At 71.1% G+C, this 21520-nt stretch carries 18 protein-coding genes and 2 tRNA genes; 16 read left to right on the plus strand and 4 right to left on the minus strand.

The annotated features are described in order from the left end of the window. Nucleotides 1–33 precede the first annotated feature (33 nt). From dnaA to ACFQ8T_RS01780, 5 genes are all read left to right on the plus strand, one after another. Complete coding sequence (dnaA, locus tag ACFQ8T_RS01760) at nucleotides 34–1449, plus strand: chromosomal replication initiator protein DnaA (protein WP_430544846.1); 1416 nt, start codon at nucleotides 34–36, stop codon at nucleotides 1447–1449. A 650-nt stretch (nucleotides 1450–2099) separates the two neighbouring features. Continuing rightward, entirely contained in the window at nucleotides 2100–3233 is a 1134-nt protein-coding gene (gene dnaN / locus ACFQ8T_RS01765; RefSeq protein WP_380321040.1) for a DNA polymerase III subunit beta, read from the plus strand. Nucleotides 3234–3240: 7 nt separating this feature from the next. Beyond that, nucleotides 3241–4170, plus strand: coding sequence for a phosphogluconate dehydrogenase (NAD(+)-dependent, decarboxylating) (gene gnd, locus ACFQ8T_RS01770; protein ID WP_430545087.1), 930 nt, complete (start codon nucleotides 3241–3243; stop codon nucleotides 4168–4170). A 32-nt stretch (nucleotides 4171–4202) separates the two neighbouring features. After that, nucleotides 4203–5393 (plus strand): DNA replication/repair protein RecF, encoded by a 1191-nt coding sequence (gene recF, locus ACFQ8T_RS01775; protein WP_430544847.1) that lies wholly within the window; start codon nucleotides 4203–4205, stop codon nucleotides 5391–5393. Nucleotides 5394–5496: 103 nt separating this feature from the next. Beyond that, nucleotides 5497–5991, plus strand: a complete 495-nt coding sequence (locus tag ACFQ8T_RS01780) for a DUF721 domain-containing protein (protein WP_429763208.1) — start codon at nucleotides 5497–5499, stop codon at nucleotides 5989–5991. A gap of 77 nt (nucleotides 5992–6068) precedes the next feature. Here ACFQ8T_RS01780 and ACFQ8T_RS01785 read toward each other — a convergent pair whose 3' ends face one another. Then, on the minus strand, nucleotides 6069–7622 hold the full coding sequence (locus tag ACFQ8T_RS01785; protein ID WP_430544848.1) for an LPXTG cell wall anchor domain-containing protein: 1554 nt from the start codon (nucleotides 7620–7622) through the stop codon (nucleotides 6069–6071). A gap of 430 nt (nucleotides 7623–8052) precedes the next feature. Between ACFQ8T_RS01785 and gyrB the strand changes: the two genes are divergently transcribed. The 7 genes from gyrB to ACFQ8T_RS01820 all read left to right on the plus strand — a co-directional run bounded on the left by gyrB (nucleotide 8053) and on the right by ACFQ8T_RS01820 (nucleotide 14755). Then, nucleotides 8053–10164, plus strand: coding sequence for a DNA topoisomerase (ATP-hydrolyzing) subunit B (gene gyrB / locus ACFQ8T_RS01790; RefSeq protein ID WP_430544849.1), 2112 nt, complete (start codon nucleotides 8053–8055; stop codon nucleotides 10162–10164). 115 nt (nucleotides 10165–10279) lie between these two features. Continuing rightward, nucleotides 10280–12901 carry a DNA gyrase subunit A gene (gyrA, locus tag ACFQ8T_RS01795; RefSeq protein ID WP_430544850.1) on the plus strand — a complete coding sequence of 874 codons (2622 nt, stop codon included), beginning with the start codon at nucleotides 10280–10282 and terminating at the stop codon, nucleotides 12899–12901. Beyond that, entirely contained in the window at nucleotides 12901–13764 is an 864-nt protein-coding gene (locus ACFQ8T_RS01800) for a DUF3566 domain-containing protein (RefSeq protein ID WP_430544851.1), read from the plus strand. The genes gyrA and ACFQ8T_RS01800 overlap by 1 nt, the downstream gene beginning before the upstream one ends. Nucleotides 13765–13880: 116 nt before the next feature. Then, a tRNA-Ile gene (locus ACFQ8T_RS01805) sits at nucleotides 13881–13954 on the plus strand. Nucleotides 13955–14017: 63 nt separating this feature from the next. After that, on the plus strand, nucleotides 14018–14137 hold the full coding sequence (locus tag ACFQ8T_RS01810) for a DLW-39 family protein (RefSeq protein ID WP_217700772.1): 120 nt from the start codon (nucleotides 14018–14020) through the stop codon (nucleotides 14135–14137). Between the two features lie 30 nt (nucleotides 14138–14167). Beyond that, nucleotides 14168–14243, plus strand: a tRNA-Ala gene (locus ACFQ8T_RS01815). A gap of 143 nt (nucleotides 14244–14386) precedes the next feature. Continuing rightward, nucleotides 14387–14755 carry a YciI family protein gene (locus ACFQ8T_RS01820; RefSeq protein WP_430544852.1) on the plus strand — a complete coding sequence of 123 codons (369 nt, stop codon included), beginning with the start codon at nucleotides 14387–14389 and terminating at the stop codon, nucleotides 14753–14755. A gap of 82 nt (nucleotides 14756–14837) precedes the next feature. Here the strand turns inward: ACFQ8T_RS01820 and ACFQ8T_RS01825 are convergent, their stop codons facing one another. Further along, nucleotides 14838–15857 (minus strand): hypothetical protein, encoded by a 1020-nt coding sequence (locus ACFQ8T_RS01825; RefSeq protein ID WP_430544853.1) that lies wholly within the window; start codon nucleotides 15855–15857, stop codon nucleotides 14838–14840. A gap of 105 nt (nucleotides 15858–15962) precedes the next feature. Here ACFQ8T_RS01825 and ACFQ8T_RS01830 point away from each other — a divergent pair, with 105 nt between their 5' ends. Both ACFQ8T_RS01830 and ACFQ8T_RS01835 read left to right on the plus strand, forming a co-directional pair. Beyond that, nucleotides 15963–16502, plus strand: coding sequence for a peptidylprolyl isomerase (locus ACFQ8T_RS01830; protein ID WP_429762799.1), 540 nt, complete (start codon nucleotides 15963–15965; stop codon nucleotides 16500–16502). Nucleotides 16503–16820: 318 nt separating this feature from the next. Further along, a complete protein-coding gene (locus ACFQ8T_RS01835) occupies nucleotides 16821–17504 on the plus strand; it encodes a rhomboid family intramembrane serine protease (RefSeq protein WP_430544854.1) in 684 nt (227 codons plus the stop codon). A 60-nt stretch (nucleotides 17505–17564) separates the two neighbouring features. Here the strand turns inward: ACFQ8T_RS01835 and ACFQ8T_RS01840 are convergent, their stop codons facing one another. After that, nucleotides 17565–17825 (minus strand): cell division protein CrgA, encoded by a 261-nt coding sequence (locus tag ACFQ8T_RS01840; protein ID WP_429762797.1) that lies wholly within the window; start codon nucleotides 17823–17825, stop codon nucleotides 17565–17567. Between the two features lie 128 nt (nucleotides 17826–17953). Between ACFQ8T_RS01840 and ACFQ8T_RS01845 the strand changes: the two genes are divergently transcribed. Both ACFQ8T_RS01845 and ACFQ8T_RS01850 read left to right on the plus strand, forming a co-directional pair. Further along, the gene (locus ACFQ8T_RS01845; RefSeq protein ID WP_430544855.1) at nucleotides 17954–18685 is read left to right on the plus strand and encodes a DUF881 domain-containing protein; all 732 of its coding nucleotides are present in this window, start codon (nucleotides 17954–17956) and stop codon (nucleotides 18683–18685) included. Between the two features lie 83 nt (nucleotides 18686–18768). Then, entirely contained in the window at nucleotides 18769–19449 is a 681-nt protein-coding gene (locus ACFQ8T_RS01850) for an aminodeoxychorismate/anthranilate synthase component II (protein WP_430544856.1), read from the plus strand. Nucleotides 19450–19510: 61 nt separating this feature from the next. On the opposite strand, the gene pknB is transcribed toward ACFQ8T_RS01850, so the two are convergent. Beyond that, a complete protein-coding gene (gene pknB, locus ACFQ8T_RS01855) occupies nucleotides 19511–21520 on the minus strand; it encodes a Stk1 family PASTA domain-containing Ser/Thr kinase (protein WP_430544857.1) in 2010 nt (669 codons plus the stop codon).

The following is a 21520-nucleotide window of genomic DNA, read 5'->3' on the forward strand; positions in this document are numbered from 1 at the left end:
TGACCATCCCGAACGACCCGAAGGACGACGCCCGTGGCCCAGCCGGACGAGAACATCACCGACGTCTGGGCACACACGCTCGCCACTCTCGAGGCACGGCCGGACATGAGCGCCCGGCAGCTCGCGTTCATCAAGCTCGCGAAGCCGATGGCCATCCTCGAGGACACCGTGTTCATCGCGGTGCCGCACGAGCAGACGCGCGCCTACCTCGAGACCAGCGTGCGCGACCAGCTCGTGTCCGCGATGGCCTCCACGCTCGGTCGCGACATCCGCTTCGGCATCACCGTGGACCCGGAGCTGAGCAGCGACACCCTCACCGGACCGTCGCAGGACTACACGGCTCCCCCGGAGCCCGGCGTCCCCGACGAGCCGGAGGCGCCCCCGCTGCCGCCGAGCCCCAAGCAGTCGGCCGAGCCGACCCGTCTCAACCCGAAGTACATCTTCGAGACCTTCGTCATCGGCTCGTCCAACCGGTTCGCCCACGCCGCCGCCGTCGCCGTGGCCGAGGCACCGGCCAAGGCGTACAACCCGCTGTTCATCTACGGCGACTCCGGGCTCGGCAAGACGCACCTGCTCCACGCCATCGGCCACTACGCCCACAACCTCTATCCCCATGTGCGCGTGCGGTACGTGAACTCCGAGGAGTTCACCAACGACTTCATCAACAGCATCGGCGAGGGGCGCGCCGGGGCCTTCCAGCGCCGCTACCGCGACGTCGACGTCCTCCTCATCGACGACATCCAGTTCCTCGAGGGCAAGGAACAGACGATGGAGGAGTTCTTCCACACCTTCAACGCCCTCCACAACGCGGACAAGCAGGTGGTGATCACCTCCGACGTCCCGCCCAAGCAGCTGAACGGCTTCGAGGACCGGCTGCGGTCGCGCTTCGAGTGGGGCCTCATCACGGACGTCCAGCCGCCGGACCTCGAGACGCGCATCGCCATCCTGCGCAAGAAGGCCGCGAGCGAGCGGCTCGACGTCCCGGCCGAGGTGCTCAGCTACATCGGCTCGCGCATCTCCACGAACATCCGCGAGCTCGAGGGCGCGCTCATCCGCGTCACGGCCTTCGCGAACCTCAACCGCCAGGCCGTGGACCTGGCCCTCGCGGAGATCGTCCTCAAGGACCTCATCACCGACGACGACACGCAGGAGATCACCCCGGCGATGGTGATCGCCCAGACGGCCGCCTACTTCGGGCTCACGATCGACGACCTGTGCGGTTCCTCCCGCTCGCGCGTGCTCGTCACCGCCCGTCAGATCGCCATGTACCTGTGCCGGGAGCTCACCGACCTGTCGTTGCCGAAGATCGGCCAGCAGTTCGGCGGCCGTGACCACACCACCGTGATGCACGCGAACAAGAAGATCGCGGGCCAGATGGCCGAGCGTCGTTCCACCTACAACCAGGTGACCGAGCTCACGAGCCGCATCAAGCAGCAGCACCGCGGCTGACCTCTCTCCGCACGACGAACCGCCTCGCGGGCCCGACCACGCTCTCCACAGGGCTGTGGATCCGGGCCCGTCGGCGTCTCTCCACATCCCTGCCCACAGGGAGATGCCCGGAAACGGCCGGTTGCGCTGCATCTGTCCCCAGGCCTGTGGAGCAATACCGTGGACAAGCGGCCCTGCACGGGCACGGGAGAGATTCACACCTGTGGATAACTCTGTGGACGCGTGTGGACCACGGCGCCAGATCCGTGGACGACGACGCCCCGATCGGTGGACGGCTGTGGGTACAGATTCCGTCGCCCACAGGCACAAGGTGTTGTCCACAGCGGCGCCCCCACGGCCTCCACACCCTGAACAGCCCTCTGACCTGCATAAACGTTCGTCATCCCCAGATTCCACAACCCCGATGACGATGACGAACGTTTGATCATCAAGAAATTCCCCACACCTTCATCAGGGCGGCGAGGCGGTCCAGGGCGGTGCCGCGCCCCGGCCTGAGGATCACGTGCCGAAGAGCCCCTGTCTCGCGTAGGGTTTGGCTCGGACGACGAGGCAGGTCGGGTCACGTCGACGGTCCGGGCCGGTCCCGGGCCACCGGCCCCACGCCCGCACGTCCGCTTCGATCGACAAGGGTCGACAACGCGAGGAGTGGGATGAAGTTCCGGGTTGAGCGTGACGTCCTGGCCGAGGCCGTGACCTGGACGGCGCGCACGCTCCCCACGCGCCCTCCGGCACCGGTGCTCGCGGGCGTACGCATCGAGGTCGACACGGCCGGCACGATCTGGCTGTCCAGCTTCGACTACGAGGTGTCCGCGCGGGCGGAGATCCCCGCCGAGGTCTCCGAGCCGGGGACGGTGCTCGTCTCGGGACGCCTGCTGGCCGAGATCTCCCGGGCCCTGCCCAACAAGCCTGTGGACGTCACCCTCGAGGGCACGAAGGTGGTCCTGACGTGCGGCGCCTCGCGCTTCACCCTGCTGACCATGCCGGTCGAGGACTACCCGACGCTGCCGCAGATGCCCGAGCTGAGCGGCACGGTGACCGGCGACGCGCTCACGCACGCCGTCGCCCAGGTCAGCGTGGCCGCGAGCCGCGACGACACGCTTCCCCTGCTCACCGGCGTGCGCATGGAGATCGAGGGCGAGCGCATCACGCTCATCGCCACCGACCGGTACCGCCTGGCCCTGCGCGAGCTCACCTGGACGCCGGCCACGCCGGGCTACTCGGCCGTCGCGCTCGTGCGCGCCCGCACCCTGACCGACGTCGCGAAGTCGCTCGGTGGGGGCGGGGGCCTCGTCAACGTGGGCCTGTCCACAGGCCAGGGCGTCGACCTCATCGGCTTCGAGGCGGGCGGCCGCCACACGACGTCGCAGCTCGTCGACGGCGACTACCCGCCCGTGCGGCGTCTCTTCCCGGACGCGACGCCGATCCACGCCGTCGTCGCCACCGCGCCGCTCATCGAGGCCGCCAAGCGCGTGTCCCTCGTGGCGGAGCGCAACACCCCGATCCGGCTGTCGTTCACGGACGGTCAGGTCGTGCTCGACGCCGGGCAGGGCGACGACGCGCAGGCGTCCGAGGCCCTCGAGGCGGTGCTGGTGGGCGAGGACATCCAGGTCGCGTTCAACCCGCAGTTCCTGCTGGACGGGCTCGGCGCGCTCGGCACCGACTTCGTCCGGCTGTCGTTCACCCACCCGAACAAGCCTGTGGAGTTCACCGGCCAGGAGTCGCTCGACGGCGAGGACTCGTCGGAGTACCGCTACCTGCTCGTGCCGATCCGCTTCGCCGGCTGAGCTCGACCTGCCCGCTCGCCCGCACCGCCCCCCGGAGGAACCCATGGTCAGCCACATCGGACTCGTCGGTCTGGGCAAGATGGGCAACAACATGCGCGAGCGGCTGCGCCGCGGCGGCATCGAGGTCACCGGGTACGACCCGAGGCCCGAGGTGTCGGACGTCGCGTCGCTCGCGGACCTCGTGGCCGCGCTGCCCGCGGACCGTCGCGTGGTGTGGGTGATGGTGCCGGCCGGCGACCCGACGCGCGGCGTGGTGCAGGAGCTGGGCACGCTGCTGGGCGACGGTGACGTCGTCGTCGAGGGCGGGAACTCGCACTACCCGGAGGACCAGGCGCGCGCCGCAGAGCTGGCCGAGCGCGGGATCGGTTACGTCGACGTCGGCGTCTCCGGCGGCGTGTGGGGCCTGGAGAACGGGTACGGCCTGATGTGCGGCGGCGACCGCGCGCACGTCGAGACGCTCATGCCCGTCTTCGACGCGCTGCGGCCCGAGGGCCCCCGCGAGGAGGGTTTCGTGCACGCCGGCCAGGTGGGCGCGGGGCACTTCGCGAAGATGGTCCACAACGGCATCGAGTACGGCCTCATGCAGAGCTACGCCGAGGGCTACGAGCTGCTCGCCGCCAAGGACATCGTCACGGACGTGCACGGCACGATGAAGGCGTGGATGCGCGGCACGGTCGTGCGGTCGTGGCTGCTCGACCTCATGGTGAAGGCGCTCGAGGAGGACCCGGCGCTGGCGGCGATCGACGACTGGGTGGACGACTCGGGCGAGGGCCGCTGGACGGTCGACGAGGCCATTGACAACGCGGTGCCGCTGCCCGTGATCTCCGCGGCGCTGTTCGCGCGCTTCGCGTCCCGGCAGGACGAGTCCCCGGCGATGAAGGCCGTGGCCGCGCTGCGCCAGCAGTTCGGCGGGCACGCGGTCAAGCCCGCGCAGTGAGGCCGGCGGTGGCAGGCCGCCGAGCAGGGTAGATGTACGTCTCCCACCTCTCCCTCCTCGACTTCCGCTCGTACGCCGCGGCCGACGTCGAGCTCGAGCCTGGCCCGAACGCGTTCGTCGGGCGGAACGGCCAGGGCAAGACCAACCTCGTCGAGGCGATCGGCTACGTGGCGACCCTCGGCAGCCACCGGGTCGCGAACGACACCCCCCTCATCAGGGCGGGGGCGGAGCGTGCGGTGGTCCGGACGCGGATCGTGCGCGGAGACCGGGCGTCGACCGTCGAGCTGGAGATCACCGCGGGCAAGGCGAACAGGGCCCGCGTGAACCGTGGGCAGCTCGGACGGGCGCGCGACGTGCTCGGCATCCTGCGGACGGTGCTCTTCGCGCCCGAGGACCTCGCGCTCGTCAAGGGCGACCCCGACGGCCGCCGCCGCTTCCTCGACCAGCTGGTGGTGCAGCTCCTCCCCCGCGTGGCCGGCCTGCTGGGCGACTACGAGCGCGTGGTGCGGCAGCGGTCGGCGCTGCTCAAGTCGCTCCGCGGGGCGCGGCGCTCCGGTGCAGGCGCCGTGGACACGAGCACCCTCGAGGTCTGGGACGCCCGGGCGGCGCAGCTCGGCGGGCAGATCCTTGCGATGCGGCTCGCGCTGGTGGAGGCCCTGCGACCGCACGTCGCGGCCGCGTACGAGCAGGTCAGCGACGCCGACGGCGACGCCCAGCTCGCGTACCGCTCGAGCGTCCCCGGCGCCGCGGACGGCGCGACGCCTGCCGCGGAGGACCTGGAGAAGGCGATCCTCGCGGCGATGGCGGAGGCGCGCGCCCAGGAGCTGGAGCGCGGCGTCAGCCTCGTCGGGCCGCACCGCGACGACCTGGTCCTCACCCTCGGTGGGCTCCCGGCCAAGGGGTACGCGAGCCACGGGGAGTCGTGGTCGTTCGCGCTGGCGCTGCGGCTCGCGTCGTACCGGCTGCTCGGTGGCGGCGACGACCCGGAGCACGTGCCGGACGCCGCGTTCTGGGACCCCGACCTCGACACGGACGCCGACCCCGTGCTGATCCTGGACGACGTGTTCGCCGAGCTGGACGTGCGACGTCGTGAGCGGCTGGCGGAGCTCGTCGCGCCGGCTCGCCAGGTGCTCGTCACCGCCGCCGTGCCCGACGACGTCCCGCCGGGGCTGCTCGGCGCGCGGTACGAGGTCACCCCCGGCCAGGTGCGTCGTGCGACGTGACGACGGCGAGACCGTCGAGGGGGACCTCCCGGAGGACGACGGGAGCGCGGGCGGCCCGTCCTCCCGCGCCGAGGACCCGCGACCGGTCACGGACCGCACCGAGCTGACGCCGCCGTCGGCGGTCGCACGAGAGGCCCTCAACCGTGCGAAGGCGGCGGCGCGGGCCAAGGGGCTCCGGCCGGGCTCGCCGGCGCGCCGTTCCCCTCTCGCGGAGCCCCGTCTGTCCGGGCAGGGTCCCGGCGCCCGCGACCCGCAGCTCCTGTCGGAGGTGCTGGGGCGCCTCATGCGTGACAAGGGGTGGACGGCGGACGTGTCCGTCGGCGGCGTGATCGGGCGCTGGCGCGAGGTGGTGGGCGACCAGGTCGCCGACCACTGTCAGCCGGAGACCTTCGAGCAGAAGGTGCTCGTGGTGCGCGCCGACTCGACCGCGTGGGCGACCCAGGTGCGGCTGCTGGTGCCGACCCTGCTCCGCCGGCTCGAGGAGGAGGTCGGCGAGGGCGTGGTCGAGCAGGTCACCGTGCTCGGGCCGGCCGGGCCGGGCTTCCGCCGCGGACGACGCACGGTGCGCGGCCCGGGACCGCGCGACACGTACGGCTGAGGCTCAGGACCGCGCGGACATGACGACGGGGCCCGGCCGCTGGTGCGGCCGGGCCCCGTCGTCGTGCTCGCGAGACGTCAGTGCTGGATGCGGCGACGCAGCCAGAACAGCACGCCGCCGCCCACGATCAGCAGCGCGGCGATCCCGGCGAAGACGCCGACCGTCGCGCCCGTCTGCGGGAGCTCGTCGCCCGCCTCGGCCGCGGCCGGCGGGACGTCGGCGTCGTCCGCGGCGACCTCCACGTCCGCGCCGCCTGCGCCGACCGGGTTGGCGCACTCGGTGTTCGCCTCCGGGTAGCTCACGAGCTGCGAGTACTCGGGGTTGACCTCGAAGAGCACCTCGACGCCCTCACGGGTCCAGGCGTAGTTGCCGTCCGTCTCGGCGTAGGAGCCGTCGTCCTGCTGCTCCCAGCCCGGCCACTGCTTCGGCGCCGTGTCCGAGGCGCCCGGCCACAGCAGCTGGCCCTCCAGCGGCTGGTCGGTGGCGACGTAGTTCTCGCCACCCTCCGGGTGGATGAACGTGATGGTCAGCGGGGTCTCGTCGTCGACCTCGATGCCCTCGGGAAGGGAGACGCCGTAGTCCAGGTAGGGCGTGTCGCCCACGCACACGGCGCCGATGTCACCCGGGATCAGCGCGCACTCCTCCTCCGAGGGGACGAGCTGCTCGATCGGGAAGATCACGTCGCCACCGTCGGTGCGGGTGTAGCCGCCCAGGTCGTCGCCGAAGGTGCGCCCCTCGGTCGGCACCGCGAGCACGCCCTGCTCGGTGGTCAGGTAGGTGACGTCCGCCGTGTCCGCGGGGAGGATGACGTCCGACGCGACCGCGCCGCAGACGTCGAGGGCGTCCGGGGCCTGCGGAACGACGGTCTGGGGCTCCTCGACGACCGGGACCTCCGGCTCGGTCGGGGTGGCGCAGTCCTCGGCGGACGGCAGCTCGATGCCGAAGTCGCTCAGCTCCTGGTGCTGCCAGTCGACCAGGTGCCCGTCCATGGACGAGCCGTCGGGGTAGGTGATCGTCTCCGGCATCGTGTACTCGTCCACGCCGCCGCGCACCAGGTCCTGCTGGATGCCCCAGCCGGTGCACAGGTCGATGTCGTCGAGCGCGTCAGTCTCAGGGAGCTCGGTGTACCAGTGCTGGTCGTTCTTGAGCTCGTCCTCGGGAACGGAGAGCGGCGTCGTGCCGAGCAGCTGCTGCTCGCCGGAGTTCTCCCACGCGGCGGGCTTGTCCTTGTCGAGCTTCGGGTACAGGTAGATGCCGACCTGGACGTCGGTGACCTCCGGAGCCGGGCACGCCTTGGTGCTCTCGCCGTAGGACCAGTCGTACTGGGTCCCGTTGCGGCCGTCCCACGCATCGACCTCGACGGTCCACCGGGCGCTGCCGGAGATGTCGATCTCGTCGTTGTGGTACCGGGTCCCGAAGGACTCCTCGACCACGGTCTTGTCGTCGACCTTCACCGTCACGGTGTTGGTCCGGCCGTCGTGGCCGTCGGCGTATGCCGCCAGGTTCACGGTGAGCGTGTCGCAGGTGGCCGACGCTCCGGGGGTGTGGGCGGAGGCCGGCGCCGCGGTGGCGACGAGCATCCCTCCGACGGCGAGCGTCGTCGCGGCGACGCCGGCCAGAGTCCTCTTCACTGTGGGGTTGTCCCTTCGGTGGTGACCGGTGCACGGGCGCGCGCCAGTCGACGTGCGAAACGGGGAGTCGTGGTGTAGTACACCAGTTTTTGGAGTAAATCGGGAGAGCCGTTGATAACGGTCAGAGCACAAAAACCCGACGTTCCGGAAGAGCCGCTCCGATCACCCCCAAACTGTGGACAAGCCTGTGGACAAGGCTGTGGAGAGCGCGCTTTCCACGACCTGTGGACAACGTGTGCGGAACTTCCCTCCAGCGGCGTCAATCCGCCGTTTCCTTGCCTCCGGCAGGTAGACTGGGACGGTCATTCCGGGTCGTGCTGCGACCTCTCGCACGGCTCGGTCGAGCGCAGCCCGGAACCTGAGAGCCGCGCCGCCTGCACACCGCACGAAGCGTCGGCGCGTGCACGACGACCGAGGAGCAGCTCCGCCTGTGGCAGACCGAACCGACACCCCCCGTCCCGACACTGTCGCCAACGGAGCCAACGAAGCAGCCGGACCGGGGAACGGGTACGACGCCGGCAACATCACCGTCCTGGAGGGCCTCGAGGCCGTCCGCAAGCGCCCGGGCATGTACATCGGCTCGACGGGCGAGCGGGGCCTGCACCACCTGGTCTACGAGATTGTGGACAACTCTGTGGACGAGGCCCTCGCGGGTCACGCCGACAGCGTCGAGGTGACCCTCCTCGCCGACGGCGGCGTCCGGGTCCGTGACAACGGCCGCGGCATCCCCGTCGCGATGCACCCCACCGAGGGCAAGCCCACGCTCGAGGTCGTCATGACGATCCTGCACGCGGGCGGCAAGTTCGGCGGCGGCGGCTACGCCGTCTCCGGCGGCCTGCACGGCGTGGGCATGTCGGTCGTGAACGCGCTGTCCACCCGCTTCGTGTCCCAGGTGAAGCGCGACGGCTTCCACTGGCAGCAGGAGTACCGCGACGGCGGTGAGCCCGTCACCGAGGTGCAGAAGCTCGAGCCGCTGGCCGAGGGCGAGACCACGGGGACCACGCAGACGTTCTGGGCCGACGACTCGATCTTCGAGACCACGGACTACGACTTCGAGACGCTGCGCTCGCGCTTCCAGCAGTACGCCTTCCTCAACAAGGGCCTGCAGATCACGCTGCGCGACGAGCGCGCGGGTCACGCCGTCGCGGACGACGAGGTCGCGGGGCAGTCGCCGGAGGGCGCCGACGCCGACGTCACGTCGGCCGACGGCGCCGCGGACGTCGAGGAGGCGAACCCCGTCCGCACGGTGACGTACCGCTACGACAACGGCCTCACGGACTACGTGGCGCACATCAACGCGGCCAAGAAGTCCGAGCTCATCCACCCCGAGATCATCGACGTGGAGTCGGAGGACACGGAGCGGAAGATCTCGGTGGAGATCGCGATGCAGTGGACCAGCGCGTACAGCGAGTCGGTGCACACCTTCGCGAACACGATCTCGACCACCGAGGGCGGCACGCATGAGGAGGGCTTCCGCGCGGCGCTCACCACCCTGGTGAACAGCTACGCGCGCGACAAGCAGATCATCAAGGAGAAGGACGACAACCTCACGGGCGACGACATCCGCGAGGGCCTCACCGCCGTCATCTCCGTCAAGCTCGGCGAGCCCCAGTTCGAGGGCCAGACCAAGACGAAGCTCGGCAACACCGAGGCGAAGACGTTCGTGCAGCGCGTGGTCCGCGAGAAGCTCGTGGACTGGTTCGACGCCCACCCGACCGAGGCGCGCGACATCATCCGCAAGGCCATCCAGGCGTCGCAGGCCCGCATCGCGGCCCGCAAGGCGCGGGAGGCCACGCGACGCAAGGGGATCCTCAGCTCGGGCGGGATGCCCGGCAAGCTCAAGGACTGCCAGTCGAACCGCGCCGAGGACTGCGAGGTCTACATCGTCGAGGGCGACTCGGCCGGCGGCTCCGCCGTCCGCGGTCGCAACCCGCACAACCAGGCGATCCTGCCGCTGCGCGGCAAGATCCTCAACGTCGAGCGGGCCCGGCTGGACAAGGCGCTCTCCAACCAGGAGATCCAGTCCCTCATCACGGCGTTCGGCACCGGCATCGGGGAGGACTTCGACATCTCGAAGCTCCGGTACCACAAGATCGTGCTGATGGCCGACGCCGACGTCGACGGCCAGCACATCTGCACCCTGCTGCTCACCCTGCTGTTCCGCTACATGCGGCCGCTCATCGAGCACGGCCACGTGTACCTGGCGCAGCCGCCGCTGTACCGGCTCAAGTGGTCGAACGCGCCGCACGACTACGTGTACTCGGACCGTGAGCGGGACGCGTTCCTCAAGGAGGGCCTGGCGGCCGGCAAGCGGATCCCCAAGGAGAACGGCATCCAGCGCTACAAGGGCCTGGGCGAGATGGACTACACCGAGCTCTGGGACACCACCATGGACCCGGAGCACCGCACGCTGCTGCAGGTGACCATGGACGACGCGGCCGCGGCCGACGAGATCTTCTCGGTGCTCATGGGCGAGGACGTCGAGTCCCGCCGCAGCTTCATCCAGCGCAACGCCAAGGACGTCCGCTTCCTCGACATCTAGCGGCTGACGACGACGTCGTACAACCCGTACGTGCGTCGTTGTACACCGGCCGAGCACGATCTCGAGGACGACGGAACCCGCGCCCCGGCGGCGCAGGACAGGAAGAAGGTAGACGGTGACGGACGAGACCCCCGGTCCCGACATGACGGACGGCGCCCCGGACGGCGAGGCGATCGACACGACCGACGGTGCGGTGACGGTGCAGCACGGCCGCATCGACCAGGTGGACCTGCAGCTGGAGATGCAGCGCAGCTACCTCGACTACGCGATGAGCGTCATCGTCGGTCGCGCGCTCCCGGACGTGCGGGACGGCCTCAAGCCGGTGCACCGCCGCGTGCTGTATGCGATGTACGACGGCGGCTACCGCCCCGACCGCGCGTTCTCGAAGTGCTCGCGCGTCGTGGGCGACGTCATGGGCAAGTTCCACCCGCACGGCGACACGGCGATCTACGACACCCTGGTGCGCCTGGTGCAGGACTGGGTGCTGCGGTACCCGCTCGTCGCCGGCCAGGGCAACTTCGGCTCGCCCGGCAACGACCCGGCCGCCGCCCCGCGGTACACCGAGTGCCGGATGGCCCCGCTGGCCATGGAGATGGTCCGGGACATCGACAAGAACACGGTCGACTTCCAGGACAACTACGACGGCCGCACGCAGGAGCCCGTCGTCCTGCCCGCCCGGTTCCCGAACCTCCTGGTCAACGGCTCCGCGGGTATCGCGGTGGGCATGGCGACCAACATCCCGCCGCACAACCTGCGCGAGGTCGCCGAGGGCGTGCGCTGGCACCTGGCCAACCCGGAGGCGTCGCGCGAGGAGCTCCTCGCCGCGCTGATGCTCCGCATCAAGGGACCGGACTTCCCGACCGGCGCCACGATCCTCGGCACCAAGGGCATCGAGGAGGCGTACCGCACCGGCCGCGGTTCCATCACGATGCGGGCCGTCGTGAACGTCGAGGAGATCCAGAACCGGATCTGCCTCGTCATCACCGAGCTGCCGTACCAGGTCAACCCGGACAACCTCGCGAGCAAGATCGCCGACCTGGTCAACGACGGGAAGCTCGCCGGCATCGCGGACATCCGCGACGAGACGTCGGGCCGCACCGGCCAGCGCCTCGTCATCGTGCTCAAGCGCGACGCGATCGCCAAGGTCGTGCTCAACAACCTGTACAAGCACACGCCCCTGCAGTTCAGCTTCGGCGCGAACATGGTGGCGCTCGTCGACGACGTGCCCCGCACGCTCAGCCTCGACGCCTTCGTGCGGCACTGGACCACGCACCAGATCGAGGTCGTGCGTCGCCGCACCGAGTACCTGCTGGCCGAGGCCGAGCAGAAGATCCACATCCTGCGCGGCTACCTCAAGGCCCTCGACGTGCTCGACGAGGTCATCGCGCTCATCCGCCGCTCCCCCGACGTGGACCAGGCCCGCACCGGGCTCATGGAGCTGCTGGACGTCGACGAGCAGCAGGCCAACGCGATCCTGGCCCTGCAGCTCCGCCGTCTCGCGGCCCTGGAGCGGCAGCGGATCATCGACGAGCACGACGACCTGCAGCGGGAGATCGAGGACTACAAGGACATCCTCGCCAAGCCCGAGCGCCAGCGGACGATCGTCCAGGACGAGCTCGACGACATCGTCGAGCGCTATGGGGACGAGCGACGCACCACGATCCTGCCGTTCGACGGCGACATGTCGGTCGAGGACCTCATCCCCGAGGAGGAGGTCGTCGTCACGATCACGCGCGGCGGGTACGCCAAGCGCACGCGCTCGGACAGCTACCGGGCGCAGCGTCGCGGCGGGAAGGGCGTGCGCGGCGCCGCGCTGCGCGAGGACGACATCGTCGAGCACTTCTTCGTCACGACGACGCACCACTGGCTGCTGTTCTTCACGAACCTGGGCCGCGTGTACCGCGCCAAGGGCTACGAGCTGCCCGAGGGCGGCCGCGACGCCAAGGGCCAGCACGTGGCGAACATGCTGGCGTTCCAGCCCGGCGAGCACATCGCGCAGGTGCTCGACCTGCCGGACTACGAGGCCGCGGACTACCTGGTCCTCGCCACGCGCCGCGGGCTCGTGAAGAAGACCCGCCTCGGCGAGTACAACTCGCCGCGCTCGGGCGGCCTCATCGCGATCAACCTGCGCGAGGACGACGAGGGGCACCCCGACGAGCTCGTCGCGGCGCGACTCGTGAACGCGGACGACCACCTCATCCTCGTGTCCCGCAAGGGCCAGTCGATCCGCTTCCCCGCCGACGACGACACCCTGCGCCCGATGGGCCGCGCGACGTCCGGCGTCACCGGCATGAAGTTCCGCGAGGAGGACGAGCTGCTCAACGCGGACGTCGTCACGCCGGGGACGGACCTGTTCGTCGTGACCGAGGGCGGCTTCGCGAAGCGCACCGCGATCACGGAGTACCGCGTCCAGGGACGCGCCGGCTACGGCATCAAGGTCGCCAACCTGGTCGAGGCTCGTGGAGACCTCGTGGGGGCCTTGGTCACGGAGGCGGACGACGAGGTGCTGGTCATCATGGAGCGTGGCAAGATCGTGCGCTCGGCGGTCGCGGAGGTGAACCTCACCGGCCGCACCACGCAGGGCGTGACGTTCGCCAAGCCCGACCGCGGGGACCGCATCATCGCCGTCGCCCGCAACGTCGAACGTCGGGACGTCGACGAGGCAAGTGGCGACGAGTCGGTTAGCGTGGACGAGCAGGCCGCCGACGAGCAGACCACGAGCGGGGACGAGGACTGATGACGGAGAACAGCGCGTCGACCCGGGCGTCGGCGCCTTCCACGCGGGAGGCGGAGATCGACGAGTCGACCCACCGCCGTAGCCCGGCAGCGGGCGCGGCGTCGTCCGCGGCGCCGGTCGGCGTCGTCCGCGTCGGCGAGGTGCCGGCCCCGCCCGCCCCGCCGGTCGCCGCACCGGCGCCCGCGACGTCGGTCGCGCCGGACGGCACCGCCGTCCAGGGCGCGTCGCCCGTCAAGGAGGGCGCGGTGAAGGCGGCCGCCGCCGCGCTCGCCGCCGCACGGAGCGCGGCGAAGAAGGTCCAGTCGGTCATGCCGGACGCCCAGGTCAAGGGGCAGGACGGCGCGGGCAGCGCGAGCGGCACGGGCACGACGAAGAACGCCGCGAAGCCCGCCGAGCCGCGGCCGGAGATGCACTACTCGGCCGGAGGCGTGCACGGGACGGCAGCTCCCGCCGCGGCGGCTCCCGTGGGGAGCCCGATGGTGGGGGCCGCCCAGCCCGGTGCCGGCGCACGCCGCGTGCGGCTGTCGGTCTCCCGGGTCGACCCGTGGTCGATCATGAAGCTCGCGTTCCTGCTGTCCGTCGCGATCGGCTTCATCACCGTCGTCGCGACGATGGTGGTCTGGTACGTGCTCAACGACATGGGCACGTTCGCGAAGATCCAGGGCTTCCTGAGCGAGACGATCGGCCCGCAGGCCGTGAACCTCATGCAGTTCATCGAGTTCGACCGCGTCGTCTCGTTGTCGGTGCTGATCGCCATCGTCAACGTGGTGCTGCTGACCGCGCTCGCCACGATCATGGCCATCCTGTACAACATCACGGCCGCACTCGTCGGCGGCGTGCACCTCACGCTGACGGACGAGTGAACCCCGTCCCGACCGGGACCGACGTCACACCGCGTGGCGGCTCTCCCGGTTTGGGAACGGACCCGCGCGTACGGTAATGTTCCGTGCTGCACGCGCTCCCTCGTGGGGGCGCGCTCGGGGCTATAGCTCAGACGGTTAGAGCGCTTCCCTGATAAGGAAGAGGTCGGAGGTTCAAGTCCTCCTAGCCCCACTCCAGGCCACCTCAGGCCCGGGCCCGAGACGCACGACGACGGTCGTGACGAGGAGGCAGAAGATGAAGAAGCTGTTCGTCCTCCTGCTCGCGCTGGGCGCGGGATACCTGGTCTGGCGCCGTCTCAACGAGGACTCGGCCGACCGGGACCTGTGGTCCGAGGTCACCGACACCATCGACTGAGAACGTCCGGCCCGTCTGACGAGGCCGCCAGGGGCCATGGCGCAATTGGTAGCGCACCTGCTTTGCAAGCAGGGGGTTAGGGGTTCGAGTCCCCTTGGCTCCACCACCGAAGACCCCGCACGCCCGCCGGCGTGCGGGGTCTCGTCGTCCGGCGACGAGCCCGCCCGGAGGTGTTGAGCGCCGGCCCCCGGTCCCGCATGGTGGATGGTGGGCCGCCGAACGGCAGGCCGTCACGACGAGGGGGTCACGATGACGCTCTACCTGCTGTCCGTGCCGCACGACTCCGAGAGCGAACCCACGATGGCGACGATGGACCCGGCGGAGCTGGAGGCGACGCTCGCGGCGGTGGGCGCCTTCAACGAGTCGCTGGAGGCCGCGGACGCGCTCCGGTTCGCCGGTGGGCTGCACCCGCCGAGCACGGCCACGACGATCGATGGTTCCGGTGAGCCGGCGACCGTCTCCCCCGGCCCGTTCGTGGAGGCCCGGGAGTACCTCGGCGGCCTCTGGGTGATCGAGGCGGCGGACGACGCCGCGGCCATCGCGTGGGGCACGCTGGCGGCCGAGGCGCTCGGCGGCCGGGTCGAGGTCCGCGCCTTCCAGGACGTGCCGCAGGGCTGAGCCCGGGGACGCCGCAGGGCCCCGTCCTGTGGACGAGGCCCTGCGGCGATCGGTGCGGTGCCGTCCCGGGACGGCGAGCTGGTCAGGCCTTGTCGCCCTCCCCCGCATCCTTCGCGTCAGCGGCGTCCCCGGCGGCGTCCTCCGTCTTGCGGGCGGCGGAGCGCGTACGGTTCGTGGCCTTCTTGGCGGCGTCGGTGGCCTTGTCCTTGGCCTTGTCCACGGCCTCGGTGACCTCCTCGCCGAGCTCGGCGGCCTTCTCGGAGGCGCGCTCCGCGGCCTCGCGACCCTTCGCGACGGCGTGCCCCGCGGCCTCGCCGACGGCCTCCGCCGCGTCGCCGACGGCGTGCCGCGCGTCGCGGGCCGCGCCGTCGAAGTCGGGTCCGGACTGCTGCTCCCACGGCTCGGCCCACGGGTCGTTCTGCGGCTGGGCGCGGCGCCAGAAGGCGTATCCGGCCACGGCCGCCCCGGCGAGCGCGAGGAGCCAGAACAGCCCCTTGCCCTTCCCGGACTTCTCGGCCTCCTTGGCGGCCTTCTTCGCCGCCTTCTCGGCGGCGGCCTGGGCATTGGCGGCCTCCTTGGCCGCCTTCTTCGCGGCCTTCTTGCCCGCACGACCGGCCTTCTCCGCGGCGTCGCGCGCGGCGTCCGCCGCCAGGACGCCGGCCGCGCCCGCGGCCGCCCCGGCGCGCGTCGCGGCCTCGTTGAACGCGGAGACGACCCGCGGCAGGTAGTCGTCCACGATCTTGTCGTGCGCGGTGTCCACGAGCGGGCCCGCCTTGTCGGCGGCCTTCTCGACCCGCGGCGCCGCCGCGAGCACGCTCTCGCGCCACGCCTTCTCGGCGCGTGGCACGAGCCACTCGAGGAAGGAGTCGACCCGCGGCTCGGCCCAGTCCTTGGCCTGGTTCGCGGCGTCCTTCGCCCCACCGGCGGCCCGGGCGCCGACGTCGACCAGGACGGCGGCCGCCTCGGTCGCGGAGCCCTTGAGCTTCTCGGTGTCGATGTCGTTGATCGTCGAGCTCACCTTGTCGGAGACCTTCGAGGAGAGCTTCTCGGCCTTGTCCTTGGCAGCGTCCTTGACGCCGTCGCCCACGTTCTTTCGCACCATGGACCCACTGTGCCACCTGGTGCCTTGGCCTGCAGCGGCACGCGCGGGCCGCGCCGTGCGGGTCGTGGAGACTGATGGTGAGAGCGAGGGTGAGAGGATGAGGGCATGTTCGCAACCCTCCACACCACCGCCGGTGACATCCGCATCGAGCTGCTGCCGAACCACGCGCCCAAGACCGTCGCGAACTTCGTCGGGCTGGCCAAGGGCACCACGACGTGGACGGACCCGGCCACGGGCGCCGAGCGCAACGACCCCCTGTACGACGGCGTGATCTTCCACCGCGTCATCGACAACTTCATGATCCAGGGCGGGGATCCGCTGGGCACCGGCACCGGTGGCCCCGGCTACACCTTCGACGACGAGATCCACCCCGAGCTCCAGTTCGACGACAAGTACATCCTCGCGATGGCGAACGCCGGCAAGCGCCGCAACCCCGTCACGGGCGCCGTCGAGGGCACCAACGGCTCGCAGTTCTTCATCACCACCGGCGCCACGCCGTGGCTGAACGGCAAGCACAGCATCTTCGGGAAGGTGGCCGACGACGAGTCGCGCGCCGTCGTCGACGCGATCGGCACCACGCCGACCCGCCCCGGCGACCGTCCCGTCCAGGACATCGTCATCAACAGCGTGACCATCGAGGACTGAGTTTCGGTCCAGGTCACGGTCGGGGTCGAGAATCTCGCCGCAGTCCCGTTCACGCGCCCCAGGGGCGCTCCACTTCGGGAAGGATCGGACTGCGACGAGATTCTCGACCCCGACCTCTCTCGCCTTTCGGAGGGCTGACCCATCTCGACCCCAACTCCCGGTCCGCAGCCGACGTCTCCGCCGGTGTGCCCGCGGCACCCGGACCGCGTGTCCTACGTGCGCTGCCAGCGCTGCGGGCGGCCGACCTGCCCCGAGTGCCAGCGACCCGCTGCCGTCGGGATCCAGTGCGTCGACTGCGTCAAGGAGGCGTCGCGTGCGGTGCCGAGCGCCCGGACGATGTTCGGCGGCACGGTCCGCGGCGGGCGGCCGGTCGTCACGCTGACGATCGTCGGTCTGTGCGTGGTGAGCTGGGTGCTGCAGCTCGTCACGGGCGGCGAGTGGACGCAGCGGTGGGCCTTCGCCCCCTCGGTGGGGCTCGACGAGCCGTGGCGGTTCCTCACCGCCGCGTTCCTGCACTCCACCAGCCCGCTCCACATCCTGTTCAACATGTACGCGCTGTGGCTCACCGGCCCGTTCCTCGAGCAGGCGTTCGGGCGCGGTCGCTTCATCGCGCTCTACGTGCTGTCCGCGATCGCGGGGTCCGTGGGCTACCTGCTGCTCGCCGACCCGACGAGCTACTCGTGGATCACCGCCGTCGTGGGTGCCTCCGGGGCCGTCTTCGGGCTGTTCGGCGCGATCATCCCGGTCCTGCGCCGCACCGGGCGCAGCGCCGCACAGATCGTCGTGCTCATCGCCATCAACATGGCGATCCCGTTCTTCGTCGGCGGGATCGCGTGGCAGGCGCACCTCGGCGGCCTGGCGGTCGGTCTGGCGATGGGTGCCGGGTTCGCCTTCGCCCCCCGCGAGCGGCAGGCGCTCGTGGGGTGGCTGCTCCCGGCGGGCGTGGCCGTCGTCCTCGTCGCCGCGACCCTGTGGAAGTACGCCTCGGTGGGGATGCTCTGAGCGCCGCCCACAGGGTTGTCCACAGGTGTGGAACGAACTACACGGGTGGAAGACCCGGCGTCAGCGCCAGCGGGTGGTGAGCCCGAAGCCCGCGATGATCAGCACGAACCCGACGGCGAGGTTCCAGGCGCCGAGCGCCGGGATCGGCAGGCCCAGCCCCTGCGCCGTGAGGTAGTACAGGACGATCCACGCGAGGCCCAGCAGCATGAGAGTGAGCATCGTCGGCACCAGCCAGCGCGGGTTGCCCTGCGGCTTCGCCTTCGGCGTCGCCGGCTGCTCGGCGGGCGTGCTCTTCTTCTTGCGGGACTTCGACTCGGGCACGGGGAGGTCTCCTGTCCGGACGGGTGGGCGCGGCCGCGGGCCGGATGCCCGCCACCGTCGGCGATTCTGTCGACTAGCGTAGTCGTCAGCAGGCTCGAGAAGGACAGCCGCGACCGACCGGAGGGCCGATGAACCGCCGAGTGCGCCAGAGCGCGACCGTCGCGTGCGTCCTCGCCGCGTCCGGGCTCCTCTTCACCGCCAGCGCGCAGCTCGCGGACACCAAGGACGGTCGCGACCCGCAGGACCTCGCCGAGCTCGTCACCACGGAGTCCGACCGCGTCGCGGGGCTCACCGACCGGATGAACGAGCTCGAGGCCGAGATCGACGACCTCGGCAGGCAGGCGGGGACCGACCTGCCCACGCGGAGCGCCGACCTCGTGGCCGACGAGTCGGTCGTCACCGGTGCCGCGCCCGTCTCGGGGCCCGGGCTGCGGGTGGCGCTCGACGACGCGCCCGCGTCCAGCCAGTCGATCAGCGGGGCGCGGCCGGACGACCTGGTCGTGCACCAGCAGGACGTGCAGCACGTGATCAACGCGCTGTGGGCGGGCGGGGCCGAGGCGATGACGCTGCAGGGCGAGCGCGTCACCGCGACGTCGGCGTTCCGCTGCTCCGGCAACATCCTGCTGCTGCACGGCAAGGTCTTCTCCCCGCCGTACGTGATCGAGGCCGTGGGCGACCCCCAGCAGCTCCGGGCGTCGCTGGACGCCGACCCGGGCGTCGCGATCTACCAGCAGTACGTCGACTGGGTCGCCCTCGGCTGGTCGGTCAAGGACGCGGGCACCCTCGAGCTCCCCGCGTACACCGGCAGCTCCGAGATGAAGTACGCGACCGTCCCCGCCGGCACGGACGTGTTCTCGTGAGCACCTCGATGCCAGGCCGGCGATGGCGTGGCCGCCGTCCCGCCCCGCAGCCCGCCTGACCATCTCCCCGAAGCGAGACAGCCATGACCAGCCCCACCCCCACGACCGCCGGCCCGCGCATCCTCGTGGTCGACAACTACGACTCGTTCGTCTACACGATCGTCGGCTACCTGGACCAGCTCGGGGCGCGCACCGTCGTCGTGCGCAACGACGCCGTGCCCGAGCCCGACGCGGACGGCGTCTTCCACCACGCGGACGGAGCGCCCTTCGACGGCGTCCTCGTCTCCCCCGGCCCGGGCACCCCGAAGGAGGCCGGCTCGTCGGAGGACGTCATCCGCGCGTGCGCGCGCTCTCGCACGCCGATGCTCGGCGTCTGCCTGGGCCACCAGGCCCTCGCGGAGGTGTACGGCGCCACGGTGGCGCACGCGCCGGAGCTCATGCACGGCAAGACCAGCCTGGTGGAGCACGACGGCGAGGGCGTGCTCGACGGTCTGGCGTCGCCGTTCACGGCGACGCGCTACCACTCGCTCGCGGTGCTCCCGGAGACCGTCCCCGCCGAGCTCGAGGTGACGGGCGCGACGGAGAGCGGCGTCGTCATGGGGCTGCAGCACCGCGACCTGCCGCTGCACGGCGTGCAGTTCCACCCCGAGTCGGTGCTCACCGAGGGCGGGCACCGGCTGCTCGCCAACTGGCTCGCCGTGTGCGGCGACGACGGCGCGGTGGAGCGGTGCGCCGGCATGGCGCCGCTGGTGCACCAGGGCTGACGTCGACACGCACGAAGGAGCCCGCCGGAACACCGTTCCGGCGGGCTCCTTCGTGCGTCTCTCAGTCGCCCAGGATGCCGAGCGGGTCACCGGCGGCGTCATCGGTCTCGCCGTCCGTCGGGTCGTCGGAGGGCTCATCCGTGGGCGTCTCCCCCGCCTCGGGGCCGCTGGACACTACGACGGTGACGTTCGACCCGACCTCGGCCTCGCCCCCCTCCGGGTCCTGGGAGATCACGAAGCCGTTCGGCACGTCGTCCGAGGGCTCGAAGGTGATCTGCGGGTTCAGGTTGGCGCCCGTGATGGCCGTCTGGGCCTCGGCGGCCGACTGCCCGACGACGTTCGGCACCGTCGTCATCTCCGGGGCCTTCTTCTTGGCGATGACGATCGAGACCCCGCTCCCCTGGGGAACCGAGCCGGCCTGCGGGCTCTGGCGGATCACCGTGCCCGGCTTCTCGTCGCTCTCCTCGGTGCTGGTCTCGGAGTTGAGCCCGAGGTCGGTGATCGTCCCCTTGGCCTTGTCCTCCGTCATGCCCAGCAGGTTCGGCAGGTCGACCTGACCGGTGGAGACGACGATGTCGACGGCCGATCCTTCGCTGACCGCCTGACCCTCGGCCGGGTCGGACTTGATGACATGGTCCTTCTCGACGCCCTTGCTGTTCTGCTGCGAGACGTCGCCGAGTGTCAGCTTCGCCTTCTCGAGCTCGTCGGAGGCCTCGTCCTCCGTCATGCCCGAGAGGTCGGGCACCGCGACGGTGTCCGGGCCGGCGGAGAACGTCACGGTCACGGTGGTGCCGCGGTCCACCTCGGTGCCGCCGGTCGGGTTCTGGTCGAGGAACGTGTTCTCGGGCTCCGTGGACTCCGTGTCCGTGGCCTGCTCGTACTCGAGCCCCGCTGCCGTGATCGCCCGCTCTGCCTCGACGGGGGTGACGTTGGCCGGGAGGTTCGGCACGGTCGTCTTGGCCTCGGCGCCGTTCATGACGAGGAACGTGATGATCGCGGCCAGCGCGACGGCGCCGATCGCGATGAGCGTCCACATGAGGCCCTTGCGGCTCTTCTTCTCGTCGTCGGGCTCGCCGTTCGCGCCCTGGACCCCGGTGGTCCCCCACTGCGACGTGCTCGCGGGGTCCATCACCTGGGTGCCCTGGGGCTGGCCCATGACCTGCGTCGCCGCGGCGCCGGCCGCGGCCGCACCGAGGAGCGGCGCGGTGACGTCGCCGCCGCGCAGCGCCGTCTCGAGGTCCGCGCGGAACTCCGCCGCCGTCGAGTAACGGGCGTCGCGGTCCTTCGTGAGGGCCTTGAGCACGATGCGGTCGAGCACCTCGGGCACGTCCGAGGCGAGCTCGCTGGGGCGCTGCGGCGCCTGCCCGACGTGCTGGTACGCGACCGCGACCGGGGAGTCGCCCATGAACGGCGGGCGCCCGGTGAGCAGCTCGAACAGCACGCAGCCCGTGGAGTACAGGTCGCTGCGGGCGTCCACGGTCTCGCCGCGAGCCTGCTCGGGCGACAGGTACTGGGCCGTGCCGATGACGGCGTGCGTCTGCGTCATCGTCGCGGCGGAGTCCGCCATCGCGCGGGCGATGCCGAAGTCCATCACCTTGACCGCGCCCGTGGGCGTGATCATCACGTTCGCGGGCTTGATGTCGCGGTGCACGATGCCGGCCTGGTGCGAGTACTCCAGCGCGCTGAGGATGCCCGCCGTGATCTCGACGGCCTCCTCGATCGGCACCGCCGCGCCGTCCTGCAGGATGTCGCGGACCGTGTGCCCCTCGACGTACTCCATGACGATGAACGGGACGTGCACGGACGCGCCCTGCGTGTCCGTGTGCGTGTCCTCGCCGGTGTCGTAGACGGCGACGATGGCGGGATGGTTCAGCGCGGCGGCCGACTGGGCCTCGCGACGGAACCGCGCCAGGAAGGACGGGTCGCGGGCGAGGTCGGACCGCAGCACCTTGATCGCGACGGTGCGACCCAGGCGCGTGTCGTGCCCGATGTGCACCTCGGCCATGCCGCCGCGGCCGATGAGCTCACCGACCTCGTAGCGGCCGGCGAGTACCCGGGGCGTGTTGTCCAC

Source organism: Isoptericola sp. NPDC056618 (assembly GCF_042792715.1).
In the GTDB taxonomy this organism is placed as follows: Bacteria; Actinomycetota; Actinomycetes; order Actinomycetales; family Cellulomonadaceae; genus Isoptericola; species Isoptericola nanjingensis.

What these genes read in the sequence shown, in the direction of transcription:
- ACFQ8T_RS01830 (WP_429762799.1), top strand. Translation starts at nt 15,963, where the DNA reads ATGTTCGCAACCCTCCACACCACCGCCGGTGACATCCGCATCGAGCTG.
- ACFQ8T_RS01800 (WP_430544851.1), top strand. Translation starts at nt 12,901, where the DNA reads ATGACGGAGAACAGCGCGTCGACCCGGGCGTCGGCGCCTTCCACGCGG.
- dnaN (WP_380321040.1), top strand. Translation starts at nt 2,100, where the DNA reads ATGAAGTTCCGGGTTGAGCGTGACGTCCTGGCCGAGGCCGTGACCTGG.
- recF (WP_430544847.1), top strand. Translation starts at nt 4,203, where the DNA reads ATGTACGTCTCCCACCTCTCCCTCCTCGACTTCCGCTCGTACGCCGCG.
- ACFQ8T_RS01810 (WP_217700772.1), top strand. Translation starts at nt 14,018, where the DNA reads ATGAAGAAGCTGTTCGTCCTCCTGCTCGCGCTGGGCGCGGGATACCTG.
- ACFQ8T_RS01825 (WP_430544853.1), bottom strand. Translation starts at nt 15,857, where the DNA reads ATGGTGCGAAAGAACGTGGGCGACGGCGTCAAGGACGCTGCCAAGGAC.
- ACFQ8T_RS01850 (WP_430544856.1), top strand. Translation starts at nt 18,769, where the DNA reads ATGACCAGCCCCACCCCCACGACCGCCGGCCCGCGCATCCTCGTGGTC.
- ACFQ8T_RS01845 (WP_430544855.1), top strand. Translation starts at nt 17,954, where the DNA reads ATGAACCGCCGAGTGCGCCAGAGCGCGACCGTCGCGTGCGTCCTCGCC.
- ACFQ8T_RS01820 (WP_430544852.1), top strand. Translation starts at nt 14,387, where the DNA reads ATGACGCTCTACCTGCTGTCCGTGCCGCACGACTCCGAGAGCGAACCC.